Genomic DNA, 23,678 nt, shown 5'->3' with positions numbered 1-23,678 from the left:
TCGCACGGGCGCGCGGGCCGTTGCCCCTGCGTGAACTCCGTACCGGAAACCCCCGAGGTCCTGCACTACACCGCCTTCTCCGACGATCCCGCGGGAGGGAACCCCGCCGGGATCGTCCTCGACGCCGCGGGGCTCAGCGACGAGGAGATGCTGGCGATCGCCGCCGACGTCGGCTACAGCGAGAGCGCGTTCCTGACGCAGGCCCCGCCCGCCGCCGCGTCGTCCCCCTCGCGTCCCTCTGCTCCGGCCGCTTCCTCGCCTCCGTCCGCTCCGTCCGGCGGTGCGGGCGGCAGTGCCGCGGAGTCCGGTGACGCGACGGAAGCCGGGCGTCCGTACACCATCCGCTACTTCAGCCCGAAGGCGGAGGTGCCCTTCTGCGGGCACGCCACCGTCGCGACGGCCGTCGCCCTCGGAGAGCGCCTCGGTCCGGGGAACCTGGTGTTCACCACGCGCGCCGGGATCGTGCCGGTCACCGTGACGGAGCAGGACGGCGCACTGCGGGCCACGCTCACCAGCGTCGAGCCGCACGTCGAGGAGATCGCGCCCGGGGACCTGGCCGAGGCGCTCGCCGCCCTGGACTGGCCGGCCGGCGACCTCGACCCCGCGTTCCCTCCCCGGGTCGCCTTCGCCGGCGCGCGTCATCTCGTCCTGGCCGCCGCGACCCGGGAACGGCTGGCCGACCTGGCGTACGACTTCGCGCGCCTGGAGGCCCTGATGCACCGGCTCGACCTGACGACGGTGCAGTTGGTGTGGCGTGCCGACGCGGAGACCTTCCACGTGCGCGACCCGTTCCCCGTGGGAGGGGTGGTGGAGGACCCCGCGACCGGAGCCGCGGCCGCCGCACTGGGCGGGTACCTCCGCGAGCTGGGGCTCGTGCCGGAGGCGACCGTCCTCACCCTGCATCAGGGCGAGGACATGGGACGCCCCGGGGTGCTCACGGTGGAGCTGCGGGCGGGTGACCGGCGGATCCGGGTCAGCGGGGCGGGCGCGCGCATCCCGGTCTGATCCGCGGGGACCTGCCGGGGGCGTCGACTCCTGCCGCCCCCGCATGTCTCCACACCTCCCCGCACCTCCCCACGGCTCCACCGAGCTCCTCCCAGCTCCACCTAGCTGCCCTACTCACTGGAACGACTACTCACTTTCTTGAGTACGATGCGCTTGCGGGTGCGGCGCGTGTCGCCGCGGGAGGAACGGGTGGAGCATGGACAACGGGCAGTACGTGCGATACGTCGCGCTGGGCGACAGCCAGACGGAGGGGGTCGGCGACGGGGACGACGTCACCGGGCTGCGCGGCTTCGCCGACCGTCTCGCAGAGCGGATCGCGACGGTGAGCCCCGAGGTCCGGTACGCCAACCTGGCCGTCCGGGGTCGGCTCGCCGGTCAGGTGCGTGCGGAGCAGCTCGGCCCCGCACTCGCCCTGCGACCGGATGTCGCCACGGTGCTCGCCGGGGTCAACGACCTGCTGCGGCCCCGCTTCGACCCGGACGAGACGGCTGCCCACGTCGAGGCGATGTTCGCCGCGCTCACCGCTGCGGGCGCACGCGTCGCGACCGTCACGATCCCCGACATCACCCGTGTCGTGCCCATCGCCCGCCCCGTCGCACCCCGTATCGCCGCCCTCAACGACCGGATACGCCGGGCCGCGGCCCGGCACGGTGTCGCGCTCGCCGAGGCCGCTTCGCACTCCGCCGCCACGGATCCGCGCTTCTGGGCCGCCGACCGGCTGCACGCGAGCCCGCTGGGGCACGACCGGATCTCCGCCGCCCTCGCCCAGGCGCTGGGCCTTCCCGGCAGCGACGACTCGTGGACGCTGGATCTGGCGCCCGACGCGGCCGCGGCGGCCGGCGGGGTACGGGCGGCGGCCGCCGAGCTGCGCTGGGCCGGGGGGTTCCTGGGCCCCTGGCTGGGCCGCCGCCTGCGCGGCCGCTCCTCCGGCGACGGCCGCTCCGCCCGACGGCCGGAGCTGCTGCCCGTGGGGATTCCTCCGGTCGCCCGGTGAACGGAAGGGTGTGGCCCGCGGCCACTGTGCGACGAGCGACGCCCTGAAGAAAAGGTCCACGTCTCAGGACGGTTGCGGTGCCGACGGGATTCGAACCCGCGAGACAGACAGGGGCAAGGCCACCCCGTCTCCGTCAGTCGCCGTGGAGGGGCCCTCCCCCACGGCGATCGCATTGGACCGCTCTGCCACGGCACGCAACCTGTGGAACCACGCGCGGCCCCAGTGCCGCTCAGCATAGGGATGTCGTCCGGCGCAGACGACCGGTTTCCCGGCTCAGGCGGCCTCCCGACGCCGACGGGACGACTGACGACGGCATGTCGATACGACGGGCGGGGTGCGCGACCGCCGGCATGTCCGTCCGTACAACCGACCCGCTGGGCGCCCGCGGCGCCCGACGGCGGGCCGGATCTTAGCCGGTGACCCTGCCGAACAGGTGGGTGGCAGGAGCGTGCGGGTCGTCGCCGTAGAAGAACTCCGTGACCGCCCGGTGGAACTCGGCCCGGTCCAGCGCACCGGAGCCGTCCAGGTCCAGAGCGGTGAACACCGCGGCGCTGTCCTCGCTGGGGACTGCCGCGACCGCGTCGAACATCAGCTGGAACTCGGCCCGGTCGATCCTGCCGTCGCCGTTGAGGTCGACCAGGTCGAAGAAGCAGTCGGTGACGGGCTCGATCTGCTGCGGGTACAGGGCGGCGTCGGTCAGGGCCCGCTTGAAGCCCTCGGTCATCTCCCGCAGGTCGACCTTCCCGTCGCCGTCCTGGTCCATGGGGGCGATGACCTGGGTCCAGAAGCCGTCCATCCTCTCGACGAGCGTCAGGGCGGTCGTCGAGTCGGGCGCGGCTCCGCGGGCGCCGATGTAGCGCTCGCTCATCATGCGCACGTCCCGGTGGGTGATGAACCCGTCGCCGTCGACGTCGGCGCCCCTGAACCACTGGCCGTACTTGAGGTCTTGAAGTGCAGTCACGACCACGTACGGTATTCAGTCCGTCACTCGGGCACAAACGCGCTCGTGGAAGGACCCCCGCCGACCGGGGGCGCATGCCGCGCGGATCACTGCGGCGTCCCGTCCCCGGCCTGCCCCCGAAGGGCCGCCGCACTGCAGGCTCCCTCCTCGATGGCCGGCGGCGCGAACGCCCGTACCTCGGGGAGAGGGGCGTCGTAGCGCTCGACCTCGACCAGCGCGCTGAGCGCGCTCGGTCCCTGGGACAGGCGCGAGCAGGGGCGGTCCGCCGTGAGGGCGTTCGGATTGCCGTGGCGGTCCAGTGTTCCGCTGAGGCCCGCCCGGACGGGGTCCCACCACGCTCCCGTGGACAGCTGCACGACGCCCGGCATGACGTCGTCCGACAGGATCGCGCCCGCCAGACAGCTTCCGCGATCGTTGTGGAGGCGTACGACCATGCCGTTCTCGATACCGCGTGCGGCCGCGTCCGAGGGGTTGAGCGTCACGGGCTCGCGGTCGCGGATCTTCGAACGAAGGCTGTGGCCCCCGTTGTCGTACTGACTGTGCAGGCGTGAGGCGGGCTGGTTCGAGATCAGGTGCAGCGGGAACCGCTCCGCCAGGCCGGCGTGCAGCCACTCCACGGGCTCGTACCAGGTCGGGTGCCCGGCGCAGTCGTCGTAGCCGAAGGAGTCGATGGTCTCGGAGAAGATCTCGATCCGTCCCGAAGGGGTCGGCAGCGGGAAGCGCCGTGGATCCGAGCGGAGTGCCTCGAAGCTCCCGGGGAACGGTCCGGTCAGCCTCGGCAGCTCGGCGGTGGAGTTCCTCCAGAAGGCGTCGAAGTCCGGCAGGTCGGCGGCGTCGCCCAGCTCCGCTCTCGTCTGCTCGTAGAGGTGCCGGACCCATGCGCGTTCGGTGCGCGACTGCGTGAAGTCCTTGCCGTAGCCCAGCCGGGCGGCGAGGGCGGCGAAGATCGCGTGGTCGGTACGCGACTCGCCCTCCGGCTCCCGGACCTTCGGCATCGCGACGAGGTGGGGATCGGAGAAGCCGGCGGCGAAGTCGTCGCGCTCCAGGGTGGTGGCGACGGGCAGGACGATGTCGGCGAACTTGGCCGTGGTGTTCCACCAGGCTTCGTGGACCACCACCGTGTCAGGCGTCTGCCAGGCCCGGCTCAACCGGTGCAGGTCCTGGTGATGGTGGAACGGGTTGCCTCCGCACCAGTAGACCAGGTGGAGTTCGGGCAGGGTGAGGCGCCGGCCGTCGTAGTCGATGGTCTTCCCCGGGTGCAGCAGGGTGTCGGCGATCCGCGCGACGGGGATGAAGTCCGCGACGGCGTTGGGCACCGTGGGCAGGCCCGCCACGGAGGGCCGGCCCGGGGCGACGCCGGTCGCGTCCATCGTCGCGTACCCCGCGCCCCAGCCGCCGCCGGGGCGGCCCATCGAGCCCGTCATGGCGGCCAGGACGACGGACATCCAGATCGGCTGTTCGCCGTGGTCCGCGCGCTGCACCGCGTAGTTGACCATGACGAGCGAACGCCGGGTGGCCAGGTCGTGGGCCAGGTCGGTGATCGCGTCGCGGCTGATGCCGGTGATCTCCGCGGCCCAGGCGGCGTCCTTGGGGACGCCGTCCGCGTCGCCGCGGAGGTAGGAGGCGAAGCGGTCGAAGCCGACGCAGCACCGGCGGAGGAAGTCCTCGTCGTGCCATCCGTTGACCAGCAGGGTGTGGGCGATGCCGAGCATCGCGGCGGTGTCGGTGTTGGGGACGACGGGCAGCCACTCGGCGTCGAGGAACCCGGCGACGTCGCTGCGGAGGGGGCTGACGTTGACGAACCGGACCCCCGCCTCCCGGCAGCGGCGCTGCAGATCCCGCGTCTGGTGCCGGGCCAGCCCGCCGGGATTGATCTGGCTGTTCTTGAGGGCGAGCCCGCCGAACGCCACGACGAGCTCGCAGTGCTCGGCGATCTCGTCCCACATCGGCATCCGGGACTGGTAACTCCATGGCGCCCCACCGATCACATGGGGAAGGACGACCTCCAGGGCCGCGGTGCTGTAGGTGTTGCGCGAGTCGGTGTACCCGCCGCCCAGGGCGAGGAACCGCTGTAACTGGGCCTGCGCGTTGTGGAATCCGCCCGCACTCGCCCAGCCGTAGGAGCCGCCGAACACGGCGCTGTCGCCGTACTGCGTGCGCACGCGGTGCAGTTCGTCGCTCACCAGGGTGATCGCGTCGTCCCAGCTCACCTCGACGAAGGCGTCCGCGCCCCGGGCCGTGTCGTCGACGCGCGGCAGACCGTTCAGCCAGCCTCTGCGCACCGCGGGCCGCAGCACACGGGCGCTGTCGTCGGCGGCCTGGAGCATTCCGGTACCGATGGGCGACGGCGCGGGGTCGTCGGACCGCGGCTCGATGCGCACCAGCCGACCGGAGTCGACGACCGCGTCGTACGTGCCCCAGTGCGTGGCCATGGACGTGCGTCGTTCCATGTGCATCGACTCCGTCTCTGAAGTTTCAGCTGTTCCCGGACAAGGGACAACGGACGGCGGTGCACGGACGGGGTCGACGGTCCGCGGCACAGAGACTTCCCCCAGGGCCCGCGTCACAATCCTGCCGCCACGTGCGATCGCCGAGGGGAGCGGTCTGCGTCTCCCGCCTCGCACGTTCCTTCTCCAGTGACTCGGACCGAAGGGGGCCGCGCATGGCGAGCGTCGTGGATCTGATACGCCCGCCCCGCTCCCCGAGGCGGCGGCGATGGGGCGGCTCGCCCGCATGCCGAGGACGACGCGCGCCGCATCACCGTCGGCGGCACGGAGCTGGGCTTCGCCAAGCTCGCGGTGCGCTGCGCGGTCACGCTGGTCGAGCAGGAAGCCGGAGTGCGGCAAGGGCCCGAGCCCTTGCGCACGCCGGCCGGCTACCGGAGGGCGCCGAGCGGGGGCGTGGTGTTCGGCGCGAAGTTCTCCGTGGTGACTCCGGGGAAGCTGTCGGTGGGCGACGAAGCGGTGGTCCGCGAGTGGGGCGAGAGCGACGTGTGAGCCGCGTCGGAGGTTTTCCGGGGGGATCCGGAAACAAGCGGCCTAGAGGTGGTGGCTCTCGTGGTACATCCGGGCGTGCCACCAGGCATCGCCCGGGTGCCACGGCCGGCGGTGTGCGAAGGGGTCGGGGAGGGTTCTGCGGCGTAGTTCCGCGTCCAGTCCGGCCACCAGGACCGAGAGCTCCCGGCGGACGTGGCGCGGAACCCTGGACAGGGTGAGGCCGAGGACGTCCCGTGCGGCGGCCGGGTTCGATCCCCGCTCGCACTCCGCACAACCACACGCGGTCCTCTCCGGGTACAGATACCGGCCCGGGCGGGCCAGGAACCTCCGGATGCACAGCAGGGCGGCAGCGGTGTCGCCGGGGCGGAGGCCTTCGTCAGGTGAACGGCTCGCCTCCGCTCGCAGGACCGCGGCGACCGACGGTCCCGAGAGCCCGTACCTGCGAAGCGCGCGCCGAGCGAGGGTCGTCGAGTACGGACCGTCCGGACCCCACAGGTCCCTGAGGGCCGAGTTCCGCGCGCGAAGCGCTCTGGGCCGTCTACGCGGCATGAGCCTTTCGGAGGTTCGCCATACGGCGATCATGCCACGCGGCTGACGCCTCGCGCCGCGGGGGACGACGCCCGGATCCGCACCGCTGCGCACGCTGAGACCCGCGGCGCACCCTGAGATCTGCTCTCCCCCTCACACGTCGGACGACGCCCGACCCCGCCGGTCCTCTCCCTCCCCTCACCTCACATGTTTCGGTCCCCCGTGCAGGGACAAACGGTCGATCGACGTGTGATCGAGGGAGGGGTTCCAATGAACGCGACCAGCTGGGACAGAGATCCGGCCAGAAGGGGCCAGGGCATCGTCTGGCGCGACCTGGTCCTCGCCGTCGGGCTCGTGGGGATATGTGTCGCCGGTCTGATGCTGTTCTTCAAGGCGGCGCAGACAGCCGGCAGCCGTGGTTCGGGAGTCGTCGCCGCCGTCCTCGTGGCGCTCGGCGCCCTCGCGGTGCTGTCGGTGGGCTTCTCGGCCGCCAAGCGGAGCCTGGCGTCCTTCTGGGTCCGCGGTCAGGAGCGCATCCATCCGCGGCACGCTCCGGACATCGCACCGGCCTCTCCCGACATCGACGGGGAGGCCCTGGACCACACCGCCGTCGACGCGGACGGCTTCGAGCACACGGTGGCCGCGCTGTGCGCCAGGGACGGCTGCACCCCCGTGGAAGTGGTCGGAGGCGCCGGCGATCTGGGCGCGGACGTCATCGCGGTCACCACGGACGGACGCCGTGTCGTCCTCCAGTGCAAGCACTACGGACCGGACAACCGCGTGGGTTCCCAGGACCTGCAGCGCTTCGGCGGCACCTGCTTCACCATCCACGAGGCCGACGTCGCGGTGATGGTGACGACGAGCTCCTTCACCGCACCAGCCGTCGACTACGCCGCCACATGCGGGATCATCTGCATCGACGGCGAGGCGCTGGCCGCGTGGACCGACCAGATCACGCCCGCGCCCTGGGACCTCGCAGCGGCGGCGCACGAGCCGGAACCCACCCTGGTCGCCGACACCCTCGACCTCAGCCGCTGACTCCCCGAACCGCGCGGAACGACGCGGAAGACCCCTGAGACCCCGTCCGACTCCTGAACCGCCCGCCCCCTCACGCCCAGGCCCCATGAGACGCCTGGCAGAGTGTGGGACGGGCGGTTCGGCCTTCTGGGGAGGGTGGGAACGCCGCGCCCACAGCGTCTGCTCCTCTTCCACGGCCGACCGGTGGGACAACACGCCCCAAGGACACTCAGGAAGGGACCCGGGAATGTCCGATCACGTCATCGAGGACCTGGTCGCGGACTCGGTCAGGGTCCTGGACCGGCACGGCCCGGGCGACGAGTCCCGTCTCCGCGACCAGATCGCCGTCCTGTACGACTTCGAGAGCGGATTCGACTGCTCGTTCACCAAGTTCCGCGTGATGGACATCCTGCTGCGCTGCGGGTCCACGTACCGGTTCCCGCTGGACCGACACCCCGACTACGGGAAACGGGCCGCGTACTTCGACGCCTTGACGGAGTTCACCGGTCTGCGCGCGTTCGACGAGGAGTCTCCCGACTTCGCCGGCTACGACTCGTGGCTGGAGGACGGCTACGTTCAGCCGCCTCTCCTGTACTGCGACGCCGGCACCGACCTGTGGCGACGCATGGTCGACGGGGGTGAACTGCGCGGGCCCGACGCCTCCCCGCTCCGACCCGTCCCCCTGATCGACGTGGTCCGCGACGTCGCCGTCGCCGCGGAGAAGGAGCAGGACCGGGACCTCATCGCCCTGTGGTACTCGTTCGGCTGCGAGACCCTTCTCGGCGGCCCCGCGGGCTGCCCGTTCCACATCGACGAGCTCGCCGCCATGCCCTCGGTGCGAGACCTGCACGCCGTCGTCCGCCGCACGGACACCCTGTCCCTCGCGAGCCGCTCCACCTACGCGGCGCCGGTGGAGTACGCCGACGCCGAGGACCTCGAAACGTGGTGGTGGCTGCATCCCGCCCAAGGCGCAGCCGGACAGGTGTGAGACCGACGGGCAACGCCCGCAGGTGGGACGATTCACGACGTGATCGGATGGATGCACCACACTCCGCGCTGGGCAGTCGCATCGACCTGCGGCATCGCGGCCGTCCTGCTCCTCGTCGGGGCCGTCGCACACCTCACGGACCTCCTCAATCACGGAGTGCACCCCTACGGCTGGGCTCCGCGCTGGTTCAACCTCTACTGGTCGTCACTGGCGCTGTTCGACACGCTCGCCGCCGTGCTCCTGCTCAGGGGCCGTCGCCGGGGGCTCGACCTCGCCTGCGCCATCATGGTGACCGACCTCGCAGCCAACTGGTACGCCGTCTACGGGATCCAGCACAGCGACCTGGGCGCGCAACCCGGCCTTCAACGGCTGACCGTCTTCGCCGCGCTCGTCCTGGGAACGGCCCCGTTCCTCCGACGTCACCTGACCGCCTGAGGGCCCTGCCAAGCGACGGTCGCCCTCGTGTCCGTCCTGAGCTGAGCCTGGTCGAACAGAGCTCTTCGCCCCTCCCACCGAACGCATCACGCGTCGGCGAGACCGTCACATGGGCAGGGACAGGAGGCGGACGGATCCCGACGGCCATGCCGCGCCCGCGCCCGACTGTGTGTCTGTGTCTGTGTCTGTGTGCAGCGGAATGACCATCGTACGGAGCGGCATCACGACCAGTCGTGACTCGGGTTGTTCGACGAGAACGTCGCCGGCGAGGACGTGCCAGCCAAGACGGCGGTACAGCGCCTCCAGGGCCGGTCGGCAGAACAGCAGAGCGTGCCGCGGGCCCATCGTGCGGGCGTGGTCCAGGGCGGCGGAGACGACCTGACGGGCGAGGCCGCTGCCACGGAGATCGGCGGCCACGGCCACCCCGCCGACACCCACGACCTCGGTCGGCGTGTCGTCGATCATGAGCGGTAGCCGCACCAGGCCTGCGTGCGCGACGAGGCGCGTGCCGCGCCGGATGCCGAAGTGCTCGTCCTTGCCTCGCCATGTGAGACCGGTCTCCATGACGCCGAAGGGGTCCTCCCCCTCACCCAGGATCTCGCTCTGCTCGACTCGGGTGTAGCGCTCCATGCGTAACACGGTGAACGCGGCAGGGCTCGTGTTCTCGTTCATCCTCCCATCGTGATTCACATGACCGCGGACAGGAAGCAGCACGAGGGCCGGAGGAGCCGGTCGTCGGTAAATCGCTCGACATGGCGGCTGTGATCAGGGACGCTTCGCGCGATGACAAGGATCAACGACACACCGCCTGCGTGGGACGAGCGCACCCAGCTCACCACGTTTCTCGACTACACACGTGGCACCGCTCTCGCCAAGTGCGAAGGCGTCTCCGCGGAGAACGCCCGCAAGGCGCTTCTGCCGGGCTCACCGCTGATGACGATGAGCGGGGTGATCAACCACCTCCGCTGGGTCGAGTACTACTGGTTCCAGGTGATCCTCCTCGGCGAGGAGGACCTGGCACCGATGACCGACGAGGATCCCGACCGCGAGATGCGGATCGCCGTCGACTTCCCGCTCACACAGCTGCTCGACGAGTACGCCGAGCAGAGCGCCCGCTACCGCGAACTGGTCGCCGAGACCGACCTCGACACGAAGGCCCGGGGAACCATCCGCAACGGGCTCCATGTCGACCTGCGCTGGATCCTGCATCACCTCATCGAGGAAACGGCCCGCCACAACGGCCACTTGGACATCCTGCGCGAGCTGCTCGACGGGACGACGGGGCACTAGGCTGTGGCTGTATGCCCAAAGTGGATCTTGCTCTGTGGATGGTCACGGTCCATGGGTCGGGGAGATCTCACGGGCGAGCAGTGGGCGGTGCTGGAGCCGTTGTTGCCGAGGGGCACGAAGACGGGGCGACCGCCGGTTTGGCCGCGGCAGCTGATCGACGGGATGGGGTTCCGGGTCCGGACCGGCGCGCCGTGAGAGGTCCCCGCCGAGTACGGACCGTGGAGCCGGGTCTACGACCTGTTCCGCCGCCTCAAGAGGAACCGAGCTGTCGCCGCGCGGCACGACAAGCTCGCTGTCCGCTACGAGGCGACAGTCCTGGTCACGGCGATCAACGAGTGGCTGTCATCCTTCACTGGAAGGGCTGCCCAGACGTCCACAACCTCCCAAGGCGCACTACAGGTAGGCTCGTCGGCATGGGAATTGACTGGGAGAACATACTCGACGCAAGCGGCAACGGCCTCGACGATGCCTACGACAACGCGGTATCCGCGGTCATGTACAGCGATGACCCGGGGTACGACCTTCAGCCGCTCCCAGTCGGCGAAGAGCTCGACGACACAGACGGCTTGCGCTGAACTCAGCGCACGGACGAGACGCCCCGGCATGCCGCAGGCGTTTCGCTGCCTCGGAGAACGTGTCAGGTCAGGGGCAGTCAAGAGGTGCCTCCTGACCGACACCGCCGACAGTAAGGCGCACATGCGAGGGGTCAACGACGGCATCGGCTGAAGACCCTCGCACACAACACACCCGTATCAGCTCGACCTTTAGCAGAGAGCGGACGGGCCGGACCGGGACTACACCCCCGCGCGGCCTGTCCGTGCTTTCGATAGGAAGGCCGGTTCCTCGCCGGCCCCGCACCGCTTCACCTCGACCCCGCCGTGGCCGCACGCCCGCGCCAACCACGGATCGTCGGTCCTCCAGTCCGCAGCACCTTCTTCGGCCTCCGCACGCCCTCCCGCCACGATGGCGAGGATCCGGTAGTCGCAGCCGAAGGAGTCCTCCCCCGCGGCGTCCGTGGGGAGTCCGGCGCCCGCCAAGACCTCCTCGATCAGCGGGGGTTCGAACTTCGTGGGCGTCAACCACGTCGACATGAGCCGTTCCTTCATGCGTACGCGCAGGCAGCCTCCACCGCTGCTGCCGGTCATCAGTGTGCCGGGCGACCAACCACGATCCGGCGAGCAGCAGGGCGTCTGGAGACCAGGGTCAGGCCGACTGACGTCTGATCCGGTCCAGGAGCCGGACGATCCGCTGTTCCTCGACTTCGTCGGCTCCGTCGGCTCCGCTCCGGAGGCGAGGGGTCGGCTCGGCCGGCAGGGCGTACGGACGGGATCGGGCCGCCGCGCGGTCGCGGTGCGCGCCGACCGCCGCGCCGATGATCCAGGAACCGGCCACCGGGGCCCGTACGGCCTCTGCGGGGCGGGCCGGCGCGAGGTACGGGGCCGCCGGAGCGGGCGGGGGCGTCGGGGCGTGAGGGATCTGGATGACGTACGTGAGACCGGGGCCCCGGGGATGCTCCCGCGACGTGAGGTATCCGCCGTGGGCCTCGATGATCCTGCGCGCGACGAGGACGTGTGCGGGGTCGTTCACGGCCCGGGGGCCGGAGATCTCGATGCGCAGGTGATCGCTGCGGAGCGCGGCCGTGATGATGACGGTGGTGTCGGCCCGGGACGAGGCATGGGCCGTCGGGTTGGCCCCGCCCGCGGAGGCGACTCCGGAGGCGTCGGCGATCAGGTGGGCCAGGGCGGTCGACGCCCGTGCCGGGTCGAGGGTGACGACGACGGGCGGGGCGTGCACGGCGAACTGGGTCCGGTGCGGGCCGGTGAGGGTGGCCGCCTTGTCGATGCCGACGGTCACGAGGGTGCCCAGGGTGGTGGGGTGCCGGGTGACGGTGGCCGCCGACGGCTCCGAGGTCCGGGAGCGCGCATCGAGTTCGGGGCTCGCACCGGCCGGGTGCGGCAGAGAGCCGTCGGGCGGGCCGGCCTCGGCGAGTACGGCGGTCAGTTCGGCGTAGCGGGAGGCGAGGGCGGCGTACCGCTCGGCCTGTTCCTCGCGTTCGGCGGTGTGGCGCGCGACCAGCTCCTCGTAGGGTCTGCGGTCGGTGAACGTCATGACGGCGCCGACGAGCCGGTCCCCGTCCCGTACGGGCGCGGTGGTGAGGTCGACGGGGACGCGGTCGCCGCCCTTGGACCACAGGACCTGGCCCCGCACCCGGTGCTTCCGGCCGGACTTGAGGGTGTCCGCGAGCGGGGACTCCTCGTACGGGAACGGCGTGCCGTCCGCGCGCCGGGCGAGGATCAGCGGATGCAGCTCGGCGCCGTCCAGTTCGTCGGTGCGGTAGCCGAGGATCCCGGCGAAGGCGCGGTTCACGAGGACGACGCGGCCTTCGAGGTCCGTGCCGACCACGCCTTCGGAGGCGGCCCGCAGAATCATCTCGGTCTGTCGTCGCGAGCGGGCCAGCTCGGCTTCGGTGTCGAGGGTTCCGGTGAGGTCGCGGACGACCAGCACGAGTGTCCCGTCCCCGCCGTGCCCGCTCCCCTGTCCGCACCTCTCGTGCCCGTCCTCCAGGGCTGCTCCGGTCACCTCGACGGGGAACCCGCCGCCGTCCGTTCGCCGGGCGGTCGTCCGCAGGGGCACGGTCGGGAGCGGTTCGCCCTCCGGCCCCCGGCGCGCCCTGCCCGGATCAAGCCGCGGATCGAGGGTCGGCAGGAGGTCCGGGAGCCTGCGCCCGACCAGCCCGGTGTCCGGCGCCCCGAACATTCCCAGGGCACTGGCGTTGGCGTGGGCGACCGTGCCGTCGCGCTGGACGAGCACGACACCGTCGGGGAGGGCGTCGAGAAAGGCAGCGAGGCGAGCAGCGCTTCGCGGGAGGGGCAGGACCATGGGCACGATTCCTTTCCGGGCCTTGGAACCGGGCAGGGCGTCAGGGTGCCGGGCGACGGAGACGCCCGAACCTGCTCGGCGAGGGGGGATGGGGCCCGCCGACCGTGGGGTGGGCCACTGCAGACCTAACCACCCGGTGATGGCATCTGTGCGGCGTGAGAAAGCCGGGCAGTGATTTTTAAGGGTTCCTTCAGGTCATGATCAGGCGCAGATGAGGCGGGGATGACGCCCGGTCGAAGGCGCTCCGCCTCCTCTGCGGGGAGGCGCGCGCGTCGTCCGTGTCCTGCTCCCGTCCCCCGGCGGCAGCGCTCCTGACGCGGTGTCGGCCGACCGCAGGCCGATGTGTCATATCCCGCGTCACACATGGCACATGAGCCACAGGCATGTGCCATACTTCTGCTGCACGCCAGAGGACATCCGGCATCACCCGGACACCTCCGCCCAGCCCCGCGTCCCCCGCTTGTGAACAGGGCGTCACCGGCGCGCATTCCGCACGGCGCGGATGTCACGGTCTCCCCCGTCCGGTCGTCCGCGCCGTGCTCCGCTCCGCTCCCCCGCCCCTCTGCTACGAATGCGTCGTGGCCGATCGGTGGCGACCGGTCGGCCGGAGGAGTACGTCGGCGGGCGCGGGGGGGGCGTCGGCGCCGGCCTCCTCCTGGACCACCGAGGGCAGTTCCAGGACGTAGGTGCTGCCGCTGACGCCCGGCGCTCGATGCGTGCGGAGCGTCCCACCGTGAGCGGTGGCGATGCCCTGGACGATGTCGTGGTGATCCCGTGCGCCGCCGTTGAAGGGGCCCCCGCACCTCGATGCGCAGCAGGCCCCGCTGCTGGAGGGCCGCGACGAAGACGTGGTGCGGCCCGCGGCCGGTCGTGTCGTCGTCGGGGTGGACGACGTCGGCGATCAGCCGGCCGACGGCCGTCGTCATGTCGTCATGTCGTCGGGGTCGACGTGGACGAGGAACCGCGGCGTGTGGACCGAGAACCGGACCCGGCTCGGTCCCGCGAAGGCCGCCGCGGCCCGGACCCCCGCCTGCACCAGGTCGTCGATGAGCACCGTACGCCGCTGAGGACCCACGGGAGTGTCGTCGTGCGGGTAGGGCAGGGACCGGCTGTCCATCAGGGCCATCGTCATGCGCACGTCCGCCGCCAGGGCTTCGAGGGCGACGGTCGCCTCGGGCCACAGGGGGCGTGAGCTGTCGTCCGCGAGCCGGAGCATCTCGCTGTGCAGGTGCCGCAGCGCCCCTGCCAGGGGGCCCGAGAGGAACTCGCCGAGCTCGCGGGTGTGGGCCACCGCATGGTCGGTGCGCCGCTGCTGCCGCTGGAGTTCGGCGGTGTGGTTGCGGAGGCAGCGGGTCTGCGCGGCGACGTAGTCGTCCGCCAGCCGCTCGTACGGACGGCGGTCGGTGAGCGCGACGACGGTGCCGACGGTCCGGCCCTCGACGGTGACGGGCCGGACGGCGACGTCGGCGGTCAGGCGGGTGCCGGCGCTCGTCCGCAGCTCCTGTGCGGGCAGCCGGATCGCGCGCCCGGTCCGCAGCACCTCGGCCGGAGGGGCGTCCTCGGCGTCGAGCGGCTCGCCCTCGTGTCCGAGGAACGTGAGCAAGGAGAGCAGCCGGCGTCCCCCGAGCTCGGAGGCCTTCTCGCCCAGCAGGCGTGCCGCCGCCGGATTGACCAGGTCGATCCGCCCTTCGGCATCGATCCCTATCAGCGCCTCACTCGCCGTACGGAGGACGGTCTCGGCCTGGAGGAGGGAGCGCGACAGCGCCGCTCGGGCGTCCTCGTCCGGCGTGACGTCCCTCAGGGAGACGGCCAGGGAGGAGCCGTGGGGCATGCTCGGGTGAAGGGTGTGCCGGTCCAGTCGTACGGTGCCGACCTCGACCGCGAAGGTCTCCCCGTCGGCCGTCAGGGCCGTGGTCCTGAGCCGAGCCGTGTACAGGGTCTCGGCGTCCTCGGGGCCCTTCGGCGGGTGGGTCAGGTTCCAGTCGAAGGCCGGCAGGAAGTCCAGTACTCCCCGGCCCTCGACCATGGGTCGCTCGCGTCCGAGGAGTGCGGCGGCCGCCGGATTGGCCCGCACCACGGTTCCGTTGCCGTCGACGATCAGCACCGCGTCGGGAAGGAAGTCCCACACTTCGCGGTGAGGCCTCGGAGCGTGCCCTGTGAGCCCTTCGGGGGACATCACCGCATGGCTGTTCTCGAAATTCACTGCTGACTTCATCCTGCCTGTCAGGCCGTCCGTGGACGTTCGTTCGTCTCCGCGCCGGGAACGGGGGGCGGCGGGCATTCCGCCCGCGTACGCCGGACCCCGCCCGGCCCGTGCCGTGGTCCGGCCACTGCCGACCATGTGCCCCGCACCTCTGCGTCATGTAAACACAGCCGGAACGGTCTCCCATGTGTTCATACCTGGGCTTAGGAGTTCGTTAAGGAAGGTGCTCGGTATGGCGTCCGTACGATGCCGGACTCGTCTGCCGGGATCCGTGGAGGGAGGCGTGCCCGGCAGCGAACTCGCTCTTCCCGGCGCATTCGTGCTCACCCGCGGCAGGGAGTCTTCCCTCCTCGATACGACCGGAAGATGCGGGAGTGCGCCGGGACATCAGCCGCCCTTCACCCCATGGTCCGCATCGGCTTCGCACGGGAGCCGGTAATGCGTCGTTCTCTTGTCCGGCGACTGCCGGAGAATTCCGACACGACGCCCTTTGCATCACGCATTCATCGTATGCACGGAGCGGAGGCGCATTTCTTCGAGTGATCGAATTCGAGTGCTCGGGAGCGGATGCCGACCGAGCCGGCCCGAACGTCGCCCCTGGCACTTCCACGGGGGCCGCGTCGTCACCGGCCGGAAGGGGTATCCCCGTACGGCAGGACGCCTCATCTGTCGTTCTCCCGGACACTCGGCGTCTGTGCCGTCCCGAGCGCGGAGGGTCCACCAGCGGCCGCTTCATGATTCGATTCGGGGGCTTTTGTTTACTTCACCATTCCTGCACGGAAATTGGTCACTCGACCAATAGTGATTGCCCATGCCATGTCGCTACCCAAAGCCGGGTATGTGTGGTCGATGCCTTACAGTGGGCGTCGGCTTACACAGCCGGCTATGCGCCATGCGCCGCCCGGTGCACCCGGAATCCGCCACTACACCGTGGCATCCGCGGCGCGACCGCGAGTGCGAAAGGAGCGCGTTCCATCAGCAGACACGACGACGTGTCCCGGCCCCGCGCCCTCGCGTCCACGCCGCCCTGTGGAGCACTGGACGAGGCCGTCACCCCGCACCACTGAGGTGCGGCTCGTCGGGACGTCGGGCGACGCGACGTGCGTTCAGCACGGGGCGGCCGGTGCGCCCGGCCGAGGTGAAAGAGGAAGACGACGGGACGACGCCACGCACGTCCCACCCGATTCGACGGAGAGAGAGCCATGCTGGGAGAAACGGAACTCACGTCCGCGTACAGCAGCAAGGTCGCCGATGACCTCGAGCGCAATGTGGCGGAGCAGGAGCGCGTCCGCTCCGAAGTCGCCCGGCTGACGGCCGAACTCGACGAGCTGATGCACGACCACGGCGTTCTCCTCAATCTCCAGCAGGCCCTCCAGGCGGGTTCTCCCGAATCCGGCTCGCGGATCCCGCGGCAGAAGGCCGCGAAGGCCGGGAGGAGTTCCGGCGCCGGCAAGACCACGCTCGTCGAACTCATCCGCAACCACCTGACCGCGAGCAGCGCTCCCTGTTCCGCGTCCGAGGTGACGACCCTCCTCAGCGAGCAGCACCAGGACCGTCGCATCCAGACCACCGTCGTCCGGACCTCCTTGGAGAATCTCGTCGCCAAGGGGCAGGCACGCCGCACCAAGCAGGGGTCCTCGGTCTTCTACACCGCGACCGAACCGGCGTCGTAGCGGCTCGGTTCTCCCACCCGTCTCTTCCTGCCGTCCGCAACCGTCCTGACACCGCAGGACTCCCCACGCCGACGAAGCCCCCGGCCGCACTGTCGACACACAGGACATCGTAGGAGAACACGCGCCCGCGAGGCGTTAACGTCGGCTTTCCGATGCCCAAAGGATCCTTAACCGCGCAGGTGCGCGATCCCGAACGAGCGGATACGCGAGCCGATGCCCGGCTGCCTGGTCTCGCCCCCGGTCGGCTCGACAGAATATGCCATGCAAGTCCGCATGTCCGACAGCGGCCCCCGGCATCTCCACACATATGTGTGTCACGTACGGTGCCGCGCATGCCGAAAGTGCTCCTCGTCGACGACGACCCGTCCGTTCGCTCCGCCCTCCACCGGCGTCTCTCGGAAGCCTCGTACACCGTGCGGGAGTGCGGGACGGCCCTGGGCGCGCTCCGCGCCGTCCTGAACGAACCCTTCGACGTGATGGTGCTCGACCTGAGCCTGCCCGACCTCGACGGTCTGGAGATGCTCAAGATGCTCCGTACCGTCTCGGCCCTCCCCGTGGTGGTCGTGGGCGCTCGCCGGGACGAACGGGAGACCGTACGGGTGCTGGGCAGCGGCGCCGACGACTGCCTCGTCGGACCCTTCTCCGTGGAGCACCTCATCGCCCGGATGACCGCGGTGCTTCGGCGGGCAGCGTCCGGCACCGGAAGCCTGCGCCCGGACGTCGCGCAGGTCGGCGGACTCACGGTCGACGCGGCGCGCCGCCTGGTCGCCCTCGACGGCGCTCCCCTGGACCTGACGCGCAAGGAGTTCGACCTCCTGGAGTTCCTGGCCTGGCGCCCCGGGGTCGTCGTGCCGCGGCATGAGCTGTTCCGCCAGGTGTGGCTGCGGGAGTACCGCGGGGAGCGCACCGTGGACGTACATCTCTCCTGGCTGCGAAGGAAGTTGGGCGAGTCGGCGGTCGAGCCGCGCTATCTGCACACGGTCCGCAACGCGGGCGTCAAACTGGAGGCCCCGCCGGCGTCGGCCTGAGGGGCGGCGGGGCGGCGTGCCACGGGATTCCGCCGCCCGTCAGCCTACGAGCGCTTTCGGCTTTCCCTGACTGCGCGGGCGTTCTTCGACGAGCTTGCCCCACACGATCATGCGGTAGGTGCTGGTGAACTCGGGGGTGCAGGTGGTGAGGGTGAGATAGCGGCCGGGCTCGGTGAAGCCGGAGCCCTTGGGCACCGGGTCGATGACGGAGACGTTCGAGGGGGCGGTCTGCGGCAGGATGCTCGCCATCTCGTAGGTGTAGTAGGCGTTGCGGGTCTCGACGACGATGGGGTCGCCGGGCTGGAGACGGTTGATGTAGCGGAACGGTTCGCCGTGGGTGTTGCGGTGGCCGGCGACGGCGAAGTTGCCCTGCTTGTCGGAGGGCATGGCCGTCTTGAGCTTGCCCTCGGCGTAGTGGCCGACCATGCCCTTGTCGAGGACCTTCGCCTTGTTGATGCCCTCGGCGACGGGGACGACGACGTCCAGCTTGGGGATGTACATGATGGCGAAGCCCTCGCCCGGCTCGAACACGCCCGGCTTGCTGTCGTCCTTCTCCGCTCCGTCCTTCGCCCAGGTGTCCTCGATCCGCTCCTTGGCCCGGTCCGTCTCCTGACCGGCCAGAACGTTCGTCCACCACAACTGGTAGGCGACGAACAGCAGCATGACCACACCGAAGGTGATGAAGAGTTCCCCCACGAACGCGCCGACGTCCTCGACGCCCGCCTTCGCCTCCCGGGCAGCACGACGCGCCTCGACTCGGGAGAGGGGTCGCCCATCGGTGCCGCCCACTCCGCCCTTGTGCGACGTGGGTGCCTTCCTGCGGCTTCCACCCCGCCCCTGCCGGGCCGCGGCGCGGCGGCGTTCGGCACGTCCCGGTCCGGGCAGGGCCGCGGAGGAGGTCCCGGCGAGCGGTTCGGGGGTCGTCTTGGCAGCCGCCTCAACGGTGCCGGCGTGACGGCCGGTGCGCTGAGGCGCGCCGGCCGAAGGCATCCCGCCGGGCGCGGGTCGGGGCGGTTGCGTGCCGCGACGCCGTCTGCGCCGCGCTCCACCGCGCGTGCCGTCCCGGCCGGGGTCGGCGTGCGATGGCATGTGCCGCCGCCTGCTGTTGTTCCATGGCATGGACCGGAACTGTATATGCATGCCTAGGGCTGCTCCCGGCCCGGGAAGTCACGTGCCAGGAGCGCTGTCTGGTGCCATGTCACTCCCATGAGGAGCAGCACGAGTGACATGCGTCACTTGTTAAGGGTTGTTTAAGAATCAACGTCGAGAGCGTCCCGTTTTGGACGACCTGTCCACAGTTGACGGTCGTCTTGAGTGACGGTCAAAGTCTCCTCTACTTCCCCGGCTTGCCCTCACAGCTTCACCACATACGGAGCACCCGCATGCCCAACAGGACTGCCGCAGCAGTCACATCCGCCGCTCCCGCATCGGACCCGAGCCCCACCCCCGGCGACGAGGACTTCGGGAAGGTCGCGCTGCCCGGCCAGGGATCACCGAACGCCCTCGCGCAAGACCTCCAACTCTTCGACGCCACTCCGCCGGGTCCTCCTGCGGAATCCGGAACCGCGGGCCCTCGCGCCCGCCATCGAGCCGGCAAGCCCCGCTACGTACGGAGGTCCCCGCGCCCGAGGAGGGCCGCGCCGGCGCCGAAGCGCGAGTGGCGGAGCGGAATGTCGATGCCGCTGCTGATCACGGGTGCGCTCGCCGCGGGATTCGGACTGTCGGTGGGACTGACCTCCGGGATGGAACGGGAGCCCGCGGACCAGCTGACCGTGACGATGCCCGATCTCCCGCCGCACGAGGACGCCACGGATGCCCAGCCGTCCTCCACCGCCTCGGCACCGACGCCCACTCCCCCGGCCACCGCTCGGAAGGCCACCGGCACGGCCCGGCCCCCCGTCACCGTCGCGCCGACGGCGACCGTACGCCCGACGAGGTCCGCGTCGCCCGGAACCACGTCACGGTCCTCCGCACCACCGACGCGCGCCGCCGCCCCGCGGGCCGAACCCACCCCGTCTCCGAGCCGGACGACCCCGCCGGCGCGGGAGGAGCAGCCGGACGGCCCACTCCTCCGGAGAGGCAGCACAGGACCTGAGGTCGAGGAGCTCCAGCGCCGACTCAGACGACTTCACGTGTACCGCGGATCGACGGACGGGGTGTTCGGCCCCCGCCTGGAGGCGGCCCTGAGCCTCTTCCAGAGCCTCCACGACATCCCTGAGGAACGCGGCGTGTACGGGCCGAAGACCCGTGCTGCCCTGCGGTCCGAGACGGGCCGCCGCGGCAGGGGCGATGACCGGGGACCACCGCTCCCGGGCCGGATAGTGTCCTTGAGCTCTGTCGGTCCGACGTATCGATATGCGCGCGCTCGCCTGCTCACCTCAGCCAACCTAGTGCCGGATCGGGCAACGTGAGCCCGCGGCAGGAAGAGTGGGTTCACGGACCGGCCATGACAGGGCTCCCGGCAGTGCGGGCCCCTGTCTCCGTCGTCGGCGGGGTCGTGGTGGGGCCTACGGTTCGACGTAGTCGACCGTCTGCATCATGCCGAGGTCCTCGTGCTGGAGCTGGTGGCAGTGGGCGATCGTGCGGCCCGTGAAGTCCTCGTACGCGACCAGGAAGGTGACCGAGTCGCCCGGGGCTCCGCCGGCCAGGCCGATCGTGTCGTGCCAGACCGGTGGGTCGAGGCGGCGGCCGTTGCGGTGGGTGAGGAGCATCGGGTTGGTGTGCAGGTGGAACGGGTGGCTGTGGGCCGGCAGCGTCTCGTCGGTGCGGACGGTCCACCGTTCGACCGTGCCCAGCGGCAGGGTGTGGTTGACCACGTCCGGGTCGAACAGGCCGTACGCGGGGTCGCGCGTCGGGTCGCCGTTCGGGTCGGCCGGAGGTGTCGCGCCCTCCCCCAGGATGCGGAAGGCGTTCGGGAAGGGAGCCGGAAAGACGCGCGCGTCGGAGTGGAAGACCACCTCCCGGTCCGGTCCGCCGGTGTCCACGGCGCTCTCGTCGAGGAAGGGACGGCCCTGCGGCAGGAAGCTCGGCAGGGCCATCGGCGGGTCGACTGGGGCTCCCGTGACCTCGAGCGTCATCAGCGGTCCGGGCACCGACGCGGCGCGCAGTTCGTAGCGCCCGGGACTGCCGCCGCGTACCAGGACGTCCGCTCGGTTCCCCATGGCCAGGTCGATCCGGTCCTGCGCGACGGTCCGGGGGAACGTGATGCCGTCCTGCGCGATCTGGTGCATCGTCAGGCCGCCGCTCTCGCCCGTGAGCGTGAGTCCCAGGCCGGTGAACGCGGTCGCGGCGACCAGGCGCCACCGCTGGACTTCGCCCGGGCGCAGCTGGAGCGTGGGATTGACGGCGCCGTTGACGGTGAAGACGGACGGGACGCCGGTCACCCAGTTGCCCGTGGTGAAGGCGGGGATCCGGCCGTCCTTGGGCTTGAGTTCGTTGATGCAGACGACGAGGTCGGCGGCGGCCCTGATCTCGGGGACCTCGTCGATGTCGCCCTCGACGATGACGACGCCGGTCATCCCGCCGACGATCTGTTCGGCGATGGCTCCGTGCAGGTGGGGGTGGTACCAGTACGTCCCGGCCGGGTGGTTGTCGGGGACGTGGATCGTGGAGGTGTACCGGGGCTCGGGGCGGCCCGCGTCGAGGTCCTCCTGCGTGCGGGGGGCGAACTCGCGCAGCACGTTGTCGGCCTCTCCGGCCGGGGAGACGTGCATGCCGTGCGTGTGCAGGTTGAAGCTGTTGGGGTGGTGGGGGACGTTGTGGCCGCCGTTGTGGTGCGGGTTGGGCGGGAGGCCGTTGACGTGGGTCAGCTGGAGCACTCCGCCGGGCCGGACGCGCAGGGTCGGTCCCGGAACGGCTCCGTTGTACGTGCGGGTGGTCACGCGTCCGTGGCCCGGGACGGACACCTCGGTGAGCCGGACGTCGAGCGTCTGCTCGGTCACCGGCGCCGGCGAGTCCGCTGCCGGTCGTGGCGAGGTGACGGGAGGTTGGGGGAACGGGGCCGGGGCCCTGCTGTGCCGCGCGGTCGGTGGCTCCCGGAAGGCCAGCGGGAGGCTTGCCAGGGAGAGCGACTTGAGCAGCGTTCGACGACTCACTCCACGGATGTTTCGCACAGGCGGAATATAGGACAATCCGGCATTTTGTCCGTGCGGCTCACCGCGATTTTGCGAGTTCCAGGACTTCCGGGACTTCCAGGAGTTCCGGGAGTTCCGGGAGCTCCAGGCCTTCCGGAACCTCCGGGAACGGTCGGCACCGGGTGGGAGCGGGGGTGTGTGAAGTACGGTGCGCGGATGTCGTACCGACTTGATGCTGTCGTGGGTGAGTTCGACCGCTTGCGGGGCCGGGCCGGAGGAGTGCCGTCGGCCGCGGTCGCGCCGCTCGGCGAGCGCATGGGGTTGCTGCCGCTCTCCGACGACTCCCGGCATGACCTTCCGAGGCTGCTGCGGGAACTCTCGCAGGTGGGTGCGGTGGCCCGTCTGGAGGCGGACTTCTGGGGTGGTGAGGGGGAGCAGACCGCTTCCGTGTGGCGGGGCGGCGTACGGGAATGGGGGCCGGTCCACACCTCGGAGTTCGACGGGCCACGGGCAGCGTGGCCGATCAACGCGGCCCTCGCCCGGCTCGGCCTGACGCACCCCGGTCCCGGCGGCCCGGAGCACGACGACCTGTTCGCGGCCGTCGGCCTCGGCCGGGCCCGGGACGAGGAGGACTGGCGGCGTGCGGCGCTGAAGGCGTCCGGCGCGGTCGACTACGACGCGTGGTACGCAGCCGAACAGGCCGCCCGTGCATCCCGGGAGCGCGAGGCCGCCGACCGCGCCCTCTCCGAGCGGCTGCCCGGCGTGCCCGCCGCTCTCGACGGCAAGCAGGTCATCGCCCTGCTGGGGATCCCGCCGGGCAGGGCCGTGGGCGCCGCCGTCCGCCACCTCCAGCAGCTCCACCTCGACCACGGTCCGCTCTCCCGCGAAGCAGCCGAGTCCGCCCTGCTGGCGTGGGCGGCCTCGCGGGACGGCCGCATGCTCGATGCCGATGATCATCGGGGCCCGGTGCAGTCGGAACCCAGATAAGACATGTGGGGCACGCAGGCGACGGAGTCAGTCGACCGAGGCAGCCGAGGCGGCCGGCTGGTTCGCGCGGTGGCGTGGTCCCTGGGCCTCACGCAGTGCGGCGACGACCAGGCCTTCGAGAGCCTCGCGGCGTACGTACCCGCCGGACACCAGCCGGTCGAAGACCAGGCCGTCGATGCCACCCGCATGATCCTGCGTCACCGCGCCTGTACCCCGCCGTCGCTGAGCTGATCCGGCTGATGTCCGCCCCCGGCGCGCAGGAGCAACACGGCGCTGAGGCAGTGGCGTTGAGACGACACCCGAGCCAGGCCGGCTGAACAGTGGTCAGCCACGGTTGTCCCCCTGCATACTCGGCTCAGGTCTACACGGGGAGATGGTCATGGCATTCGTCGTACTGTTCGGGATCCTGGGCGCGCTGGCACTTCTGCTGATCGTCACACTCCTGCGGCGCAGCAGCAATCAGACGGAGTCCGCCGAGGGACTTCGCATCGAGGAGCAGGCCCGGCTGCAGGCGAGCCGCGACCGCGTCTCCTTCAGCACGATCGCCATGCACAACTCGCCGCCCTCGGCCAGCGACGCCCACCACCGACGGCGCTGAACCCACGGGGTGGACCACTCGA

Annotated in this window: 21 protein-coding genes, 1 tRNA gene and 3 pseudogenes; 14 read left to right on the top strand and 11 right to left on the bottom strand. The window is 71.0% G+C overall.

Annotated elements, in window-relative coordinates:
• Window positions 1–30: 30 nt before the first annotated feature.
• Both ACY0MR_RS35020 and ACY0MR_RS35015 read left to right on the top strand, forming a co-directional pair.
• Window positions 31–1,005, top strand: a complete 975-nt coding sequence (locus ACY0MR_RS35020) for a PhzF family phenazine biosynthesis protein (RefSeq protein ID WP_404084635.1) — start codon at window positions 31–33, stop codon at window positions 1,003–1,005.
• Window positions 1,006–1,201: 196 nt separating this feature from the next.
• A complete protein-coding gene (locus ACY0MR_RS35015) occupies window positions 1,202–1,999 on the top strand; it encodes an SGNH/GDSL hydrolase family protein (protein WP_473557612.1) in 798 nt (265 codons plus the stop codon).
• A gap of 75 nt (window positions 2,000–2,074) precedes the next feature.
• Here ACY0MR_RS35015 and ACY0MR_RS35010 read toward each other — a convergent pair.
• From ACY0MR_RS35010 to ACY0MR_RS35000, 3 genes are all read right to left on the bottom strand, one after another.
• A tRNA-Arg gene (locus tag ACY0MR_RS35010) sits at window positions 2,075–2,193 on the bottom strand.
• Window positions 2,194–2,408: 215 nt separating this feature from the next.
• Window positions 2,409–2,960, bottom strand: coding sequence for an EF-hand domain-containing protein (locus ACY0MR_RS35005; RefSeq protein ID WP_473557609.1), 552 nt, complete (start codon window positions 2,958–2,960; stop codon window positions 2,409–2,411).
• Between the two features lie 86 nt (window positions 2,961–3,046).
• Window positions 3,047–5,410: a molybdopterin-dependent oxidoreductase gene (locus ACY0MR_RS35000; protein ID WP_473557607.1), complete on the bottom strand. Its 2,364-nt coding sequence runs from the start codon at window positions 5,408–5,410 to the stop codon at window positions 3,047–3,049.
• A 258-nt stretch (window positions 5,411–5,668) separates the two neighbouring features.
• Here ACY0MR_RS35000 and ACY0MR_RS34995 point away from each other — a divergent pair.
• The 4 genes and pseudogenes from ACY0MR_RS34995 to ACY0MR_RS34980 form a co-directional block, all read left to right on the top strand.
• Window positions 5,669–5,956: pseudogene (locus ACY0MR_RS34995) on the top strand (MOSC domain-containing protein); the annotation flags it as partial.
• A gap of 798 nt (window positions 5,957–6,754) precedes the next feature.
• Window positions 6,755–7,522 (top strand): restriction endonuclease, encoded by a 768-nt coding sequence (locus ACY0MR_RS34990; RefSeq protein ID WP_388804134.1) that lies wholly within the window; start codon window positions 6,755–6,757, stop codon window positions 7,520–7,522.
• Between the two features lie 226 nt (window positions 7,523–7,748).
• Entirely contained in the window at window positions 7,749–8,489 is a 741-nt protein-coding gene (locus tag ACY0MR_RS34985) for a hypothetical protein (protein ID WP_473557604.1), read from the top strand.
• 39 nt (window positions 8,490–8,528) lie between these two features.
• On the top strand, window positions 8,529–8,924 hold the full coding sequence (locus ACY0MR_RS34980; RefSeq protein ID WP_473557601.1) for a hypothetical protein: 396 nt from the start codon (window positions 8,529–8,531) through the stop codon (window positions 8,922–8,924).
• Between the two features lie 105 nt (window positions 8,925–9,029).
• On the opposite strand, the gene ACY0MR_RS34975 is transcribed toward ACY0MR_RS34980, so the two are convergent.
• Entirely contained in the window at window positions 9,030–9,596 is a 567-nt protein-coding gene (locus tag ACY0MR_RS34975) for a GNAT family N-acetyltransferase (protein WP_473557598.1), read from the bottom strand.
• A 111-nt stretch (window positions 9,597–9,707) separates the two neighbouring features.
• Between ACY0MR_RS34975 and ACY0MR_RS34970 the strand changes: the two genes are divergently transcribed.
• The 3 genes from ACY0MR_RS34970 to ACY0MR_RS34960 all read left to right on the top strand — a co-directional run bounded on the left by ACY0MR_RS34970 (window position 9,708) and on the right by ACY0MR_RS34960 (window position 10,789).
• Complete coding sequence (locus ACY0MR_RS34970) at window positions 9,708–10,214, top strand: DinB family protein (protein ID WP_388804146.1); 507 nt, start codon at window positions 9,708–9,710, stop codon at window positions 10,212–10,214.
• A gap of 51 nt (window positions 10,215–10,265) precedes the next feature.
• Window positions 10,266–10,409, top strand: coding sequence for a transposase (locus ACY0MR_RS34965; RefSeq protein WP_473557596.1), 144 nt, complete (start codon window positions 10,266–10,268; stop codon window positions 10,407–10,409).
• Window positions 10,410–10,627: 218 nt separating this feature from the next.
• Window positions 10,628–10,789 (top strand): hypothetical protein, encoded by a 162-nt coding sequence (locus tag ACY0MR_RS34960; RefSeq protein ID WP_388804149.1) that lies wholly within the window; start codon window positions 10,628–10,630, stop codon window positions 10,787–10,789.
• 219 nt (window positions 10,790–11,008) lie between these two features.
• On the opposite strand, the gene ACY0MR_RS34955 is transcribed toward ACY0MR_RS34960, so the two are convergent.
• The 3 genes and pseudogenes from ACY0MR_RS34955 to ACY0MR_RS34945 form a co-directional block, all read right to left on the bottom strand.
• A complete protein-coding gene (locus ACY0MR_RS34955) occupies window positions 11,009–11,305 on the bottom strand; it encodes a hypothetical protein (protein WP_473557593.1) in 297 nt (98 codons plus the stop codon).
• A gap of 484 nt (window positions 11,306–11,789) precedes the next feature.
• Window positions 11,790–13,094, bottom strand: a pseudogene (locus tag ACY0MR_RS34950) (PAS domain-containing protein); the annotation flags it as partial.
• A gap of 922 nt (window positions 13,095–14,016) precedes the next feature.
• Window positions 14,017–15,222: a PAS domain S-box protein gene (locus ACY0MR_RS34945; protein ID WP_473557591.1), complete on the bottom strand. Its 1,206-nt coding sequence runs from the start codon at window positions 15,220–15,222 to the stop codon at window positions 14,017–14,019.
• A gap of 1,277 nt (window positions 15,223–16,499) precedes the next feature.
• Here ACY0MR_RS34945 and ACY0MR_RS34940 point away from each other — a divergent pair.
• Together ACY0MR_RS34940 and ACY0MR_RS34935 are read left to right on the top strand one after the other, a co-directional pair.
• Window positions 16,500–16,970 carry a hypothetical protein gene (locus tag ACY0MR_RS34940; RefSeq protein WP_473557588.1) on the top strand — a complete coding sequence of 157 codons (471 nt, stop codon included), beginning with the start codon at window positions 16,500–16,502 and terminating at the stop codon, window positions 16,968–16,970.
• 332 nt (window positions 16,971–17,302) lie between these two features.
• Window positions 17,303–17,998 carry a response regulator transcription factor gene (locus ACY0MR_RS34935; protein ID WP_473557586.1) on the top strand — a complete coding sequence of 232 codons (696 nt, stop codon included), beginning with the start codon at window positions 17,303–17,305 and terminating at the stop codon, window positions 17,996–17,998.
• Window positions 17,999–18,037: 39 nt separating this feature from the next.
• Here ACY0MR_RS34935 and ACY0MR_RS34930 read toward each other — a convergent pair whose 3' ends face one another.
• Window positions 18,038–19,117: a class E sortase gene (locus ACY0MR_RS34930; protein ID WP_473557584.1), complete on the bottom strand. Its 1,080-nt coding sequence runs from the start codon at window positions 19,115–19,117 to the stop codon at window positions 18,038–18,040.
• A gap of 484 nt (window positions 19,118–19,601) precedes the next feature.
• On the bottom strand, window positions 19,602–19,955 hold the full coding sequence (locus ACY0MR_RS34925; protein WP_403311826.1) for a hypothetical protein: 354 nt from the start codon (window positions 19,953–19,955) through the stop codon (window positions 19,602–19,604).
• A gap of 139 nt (window positions 19,956–20,094) precedes the next feature.
• Here ACY0MR_RS34925 and ACY0MR_RS34920 point away from each other — a divergent pair.
• Window positions 20,095–20,409, top strand: a pseudogene (locus tag ACY0MR_RS34920) (peptidoglycan-binding domain-containing protein); the annotation flags it as partial.
• Between the two features lie 96 nt (window positions 20,410–20,505).
• Here ACY0MR_RS34920 and ACY0MR_RS34915 read toward each other — a convergent pair.
• Complete coding sequence (locus ACY0MR_RS34915; protein ID WP_451060718.1) at window positions 20,506–21,939, bottom strand: multicopper oxidase family protein; 1,434 nt, start codon at window positions 21,937–21,939, stop codon at window positions 20,506–20,508.
• A 348-nt stretch (window positions 21,940–22,287) separates the two neighbouring features.
• On the opposite strand from ACY0MR_RS34915, the gene ACY0MR_RS34910 reads away from it, so the two are divergent.
• A complete protein-coding gene (locus ACY0MR_RS34910) occupies window positions 22,288–23,058 on the top strand; it encodes a hypothetical protein (protein WP_473557581.1) in 771 nt (256 codons plus the stop codon).
• Window positions 23,059–23,085: 27 nt separating this feature from the next.
• Here the strand turns inward: ACY0MR_RS34910 and ACY0MR_RS34905 are convergent, their stop codons facing one another.
• Entirely contained in the window at window positions 23,086–23,259 is a 174-nt protein-coding gene (locus ACY0MR_RS34905; RefSeq protein WP_473561997.1) for a hypothetical protein, read from the bottom strand.
• Between the two features lie 178 nt (window positions 23,260–23,437).
• Between ACY0MR_RS34905 and ACY0MR_RS34900 the strand changes: the two genes are divergently transcribed.
• Window positions 23,438–23,656 (top strand): hypothetical protein, encoded by a 219-nt coding sequence (locus ACY0MR_RS34900; RefSeq protein WP_388798012.1) that lies wholly within the window; start codon window positions 23,438–23,440, stop codon window positions 23,654–23,656.
• The last annotated feature ends 22 nt before the right edge of the window (window positions 23,657–23,678 follow it).

This window comes from Streptomyces sp. JN8, assembly GCF_055808075.1.
This window is presented reverse-complemented; position numbering and strand designations above follow the sequence as displayed.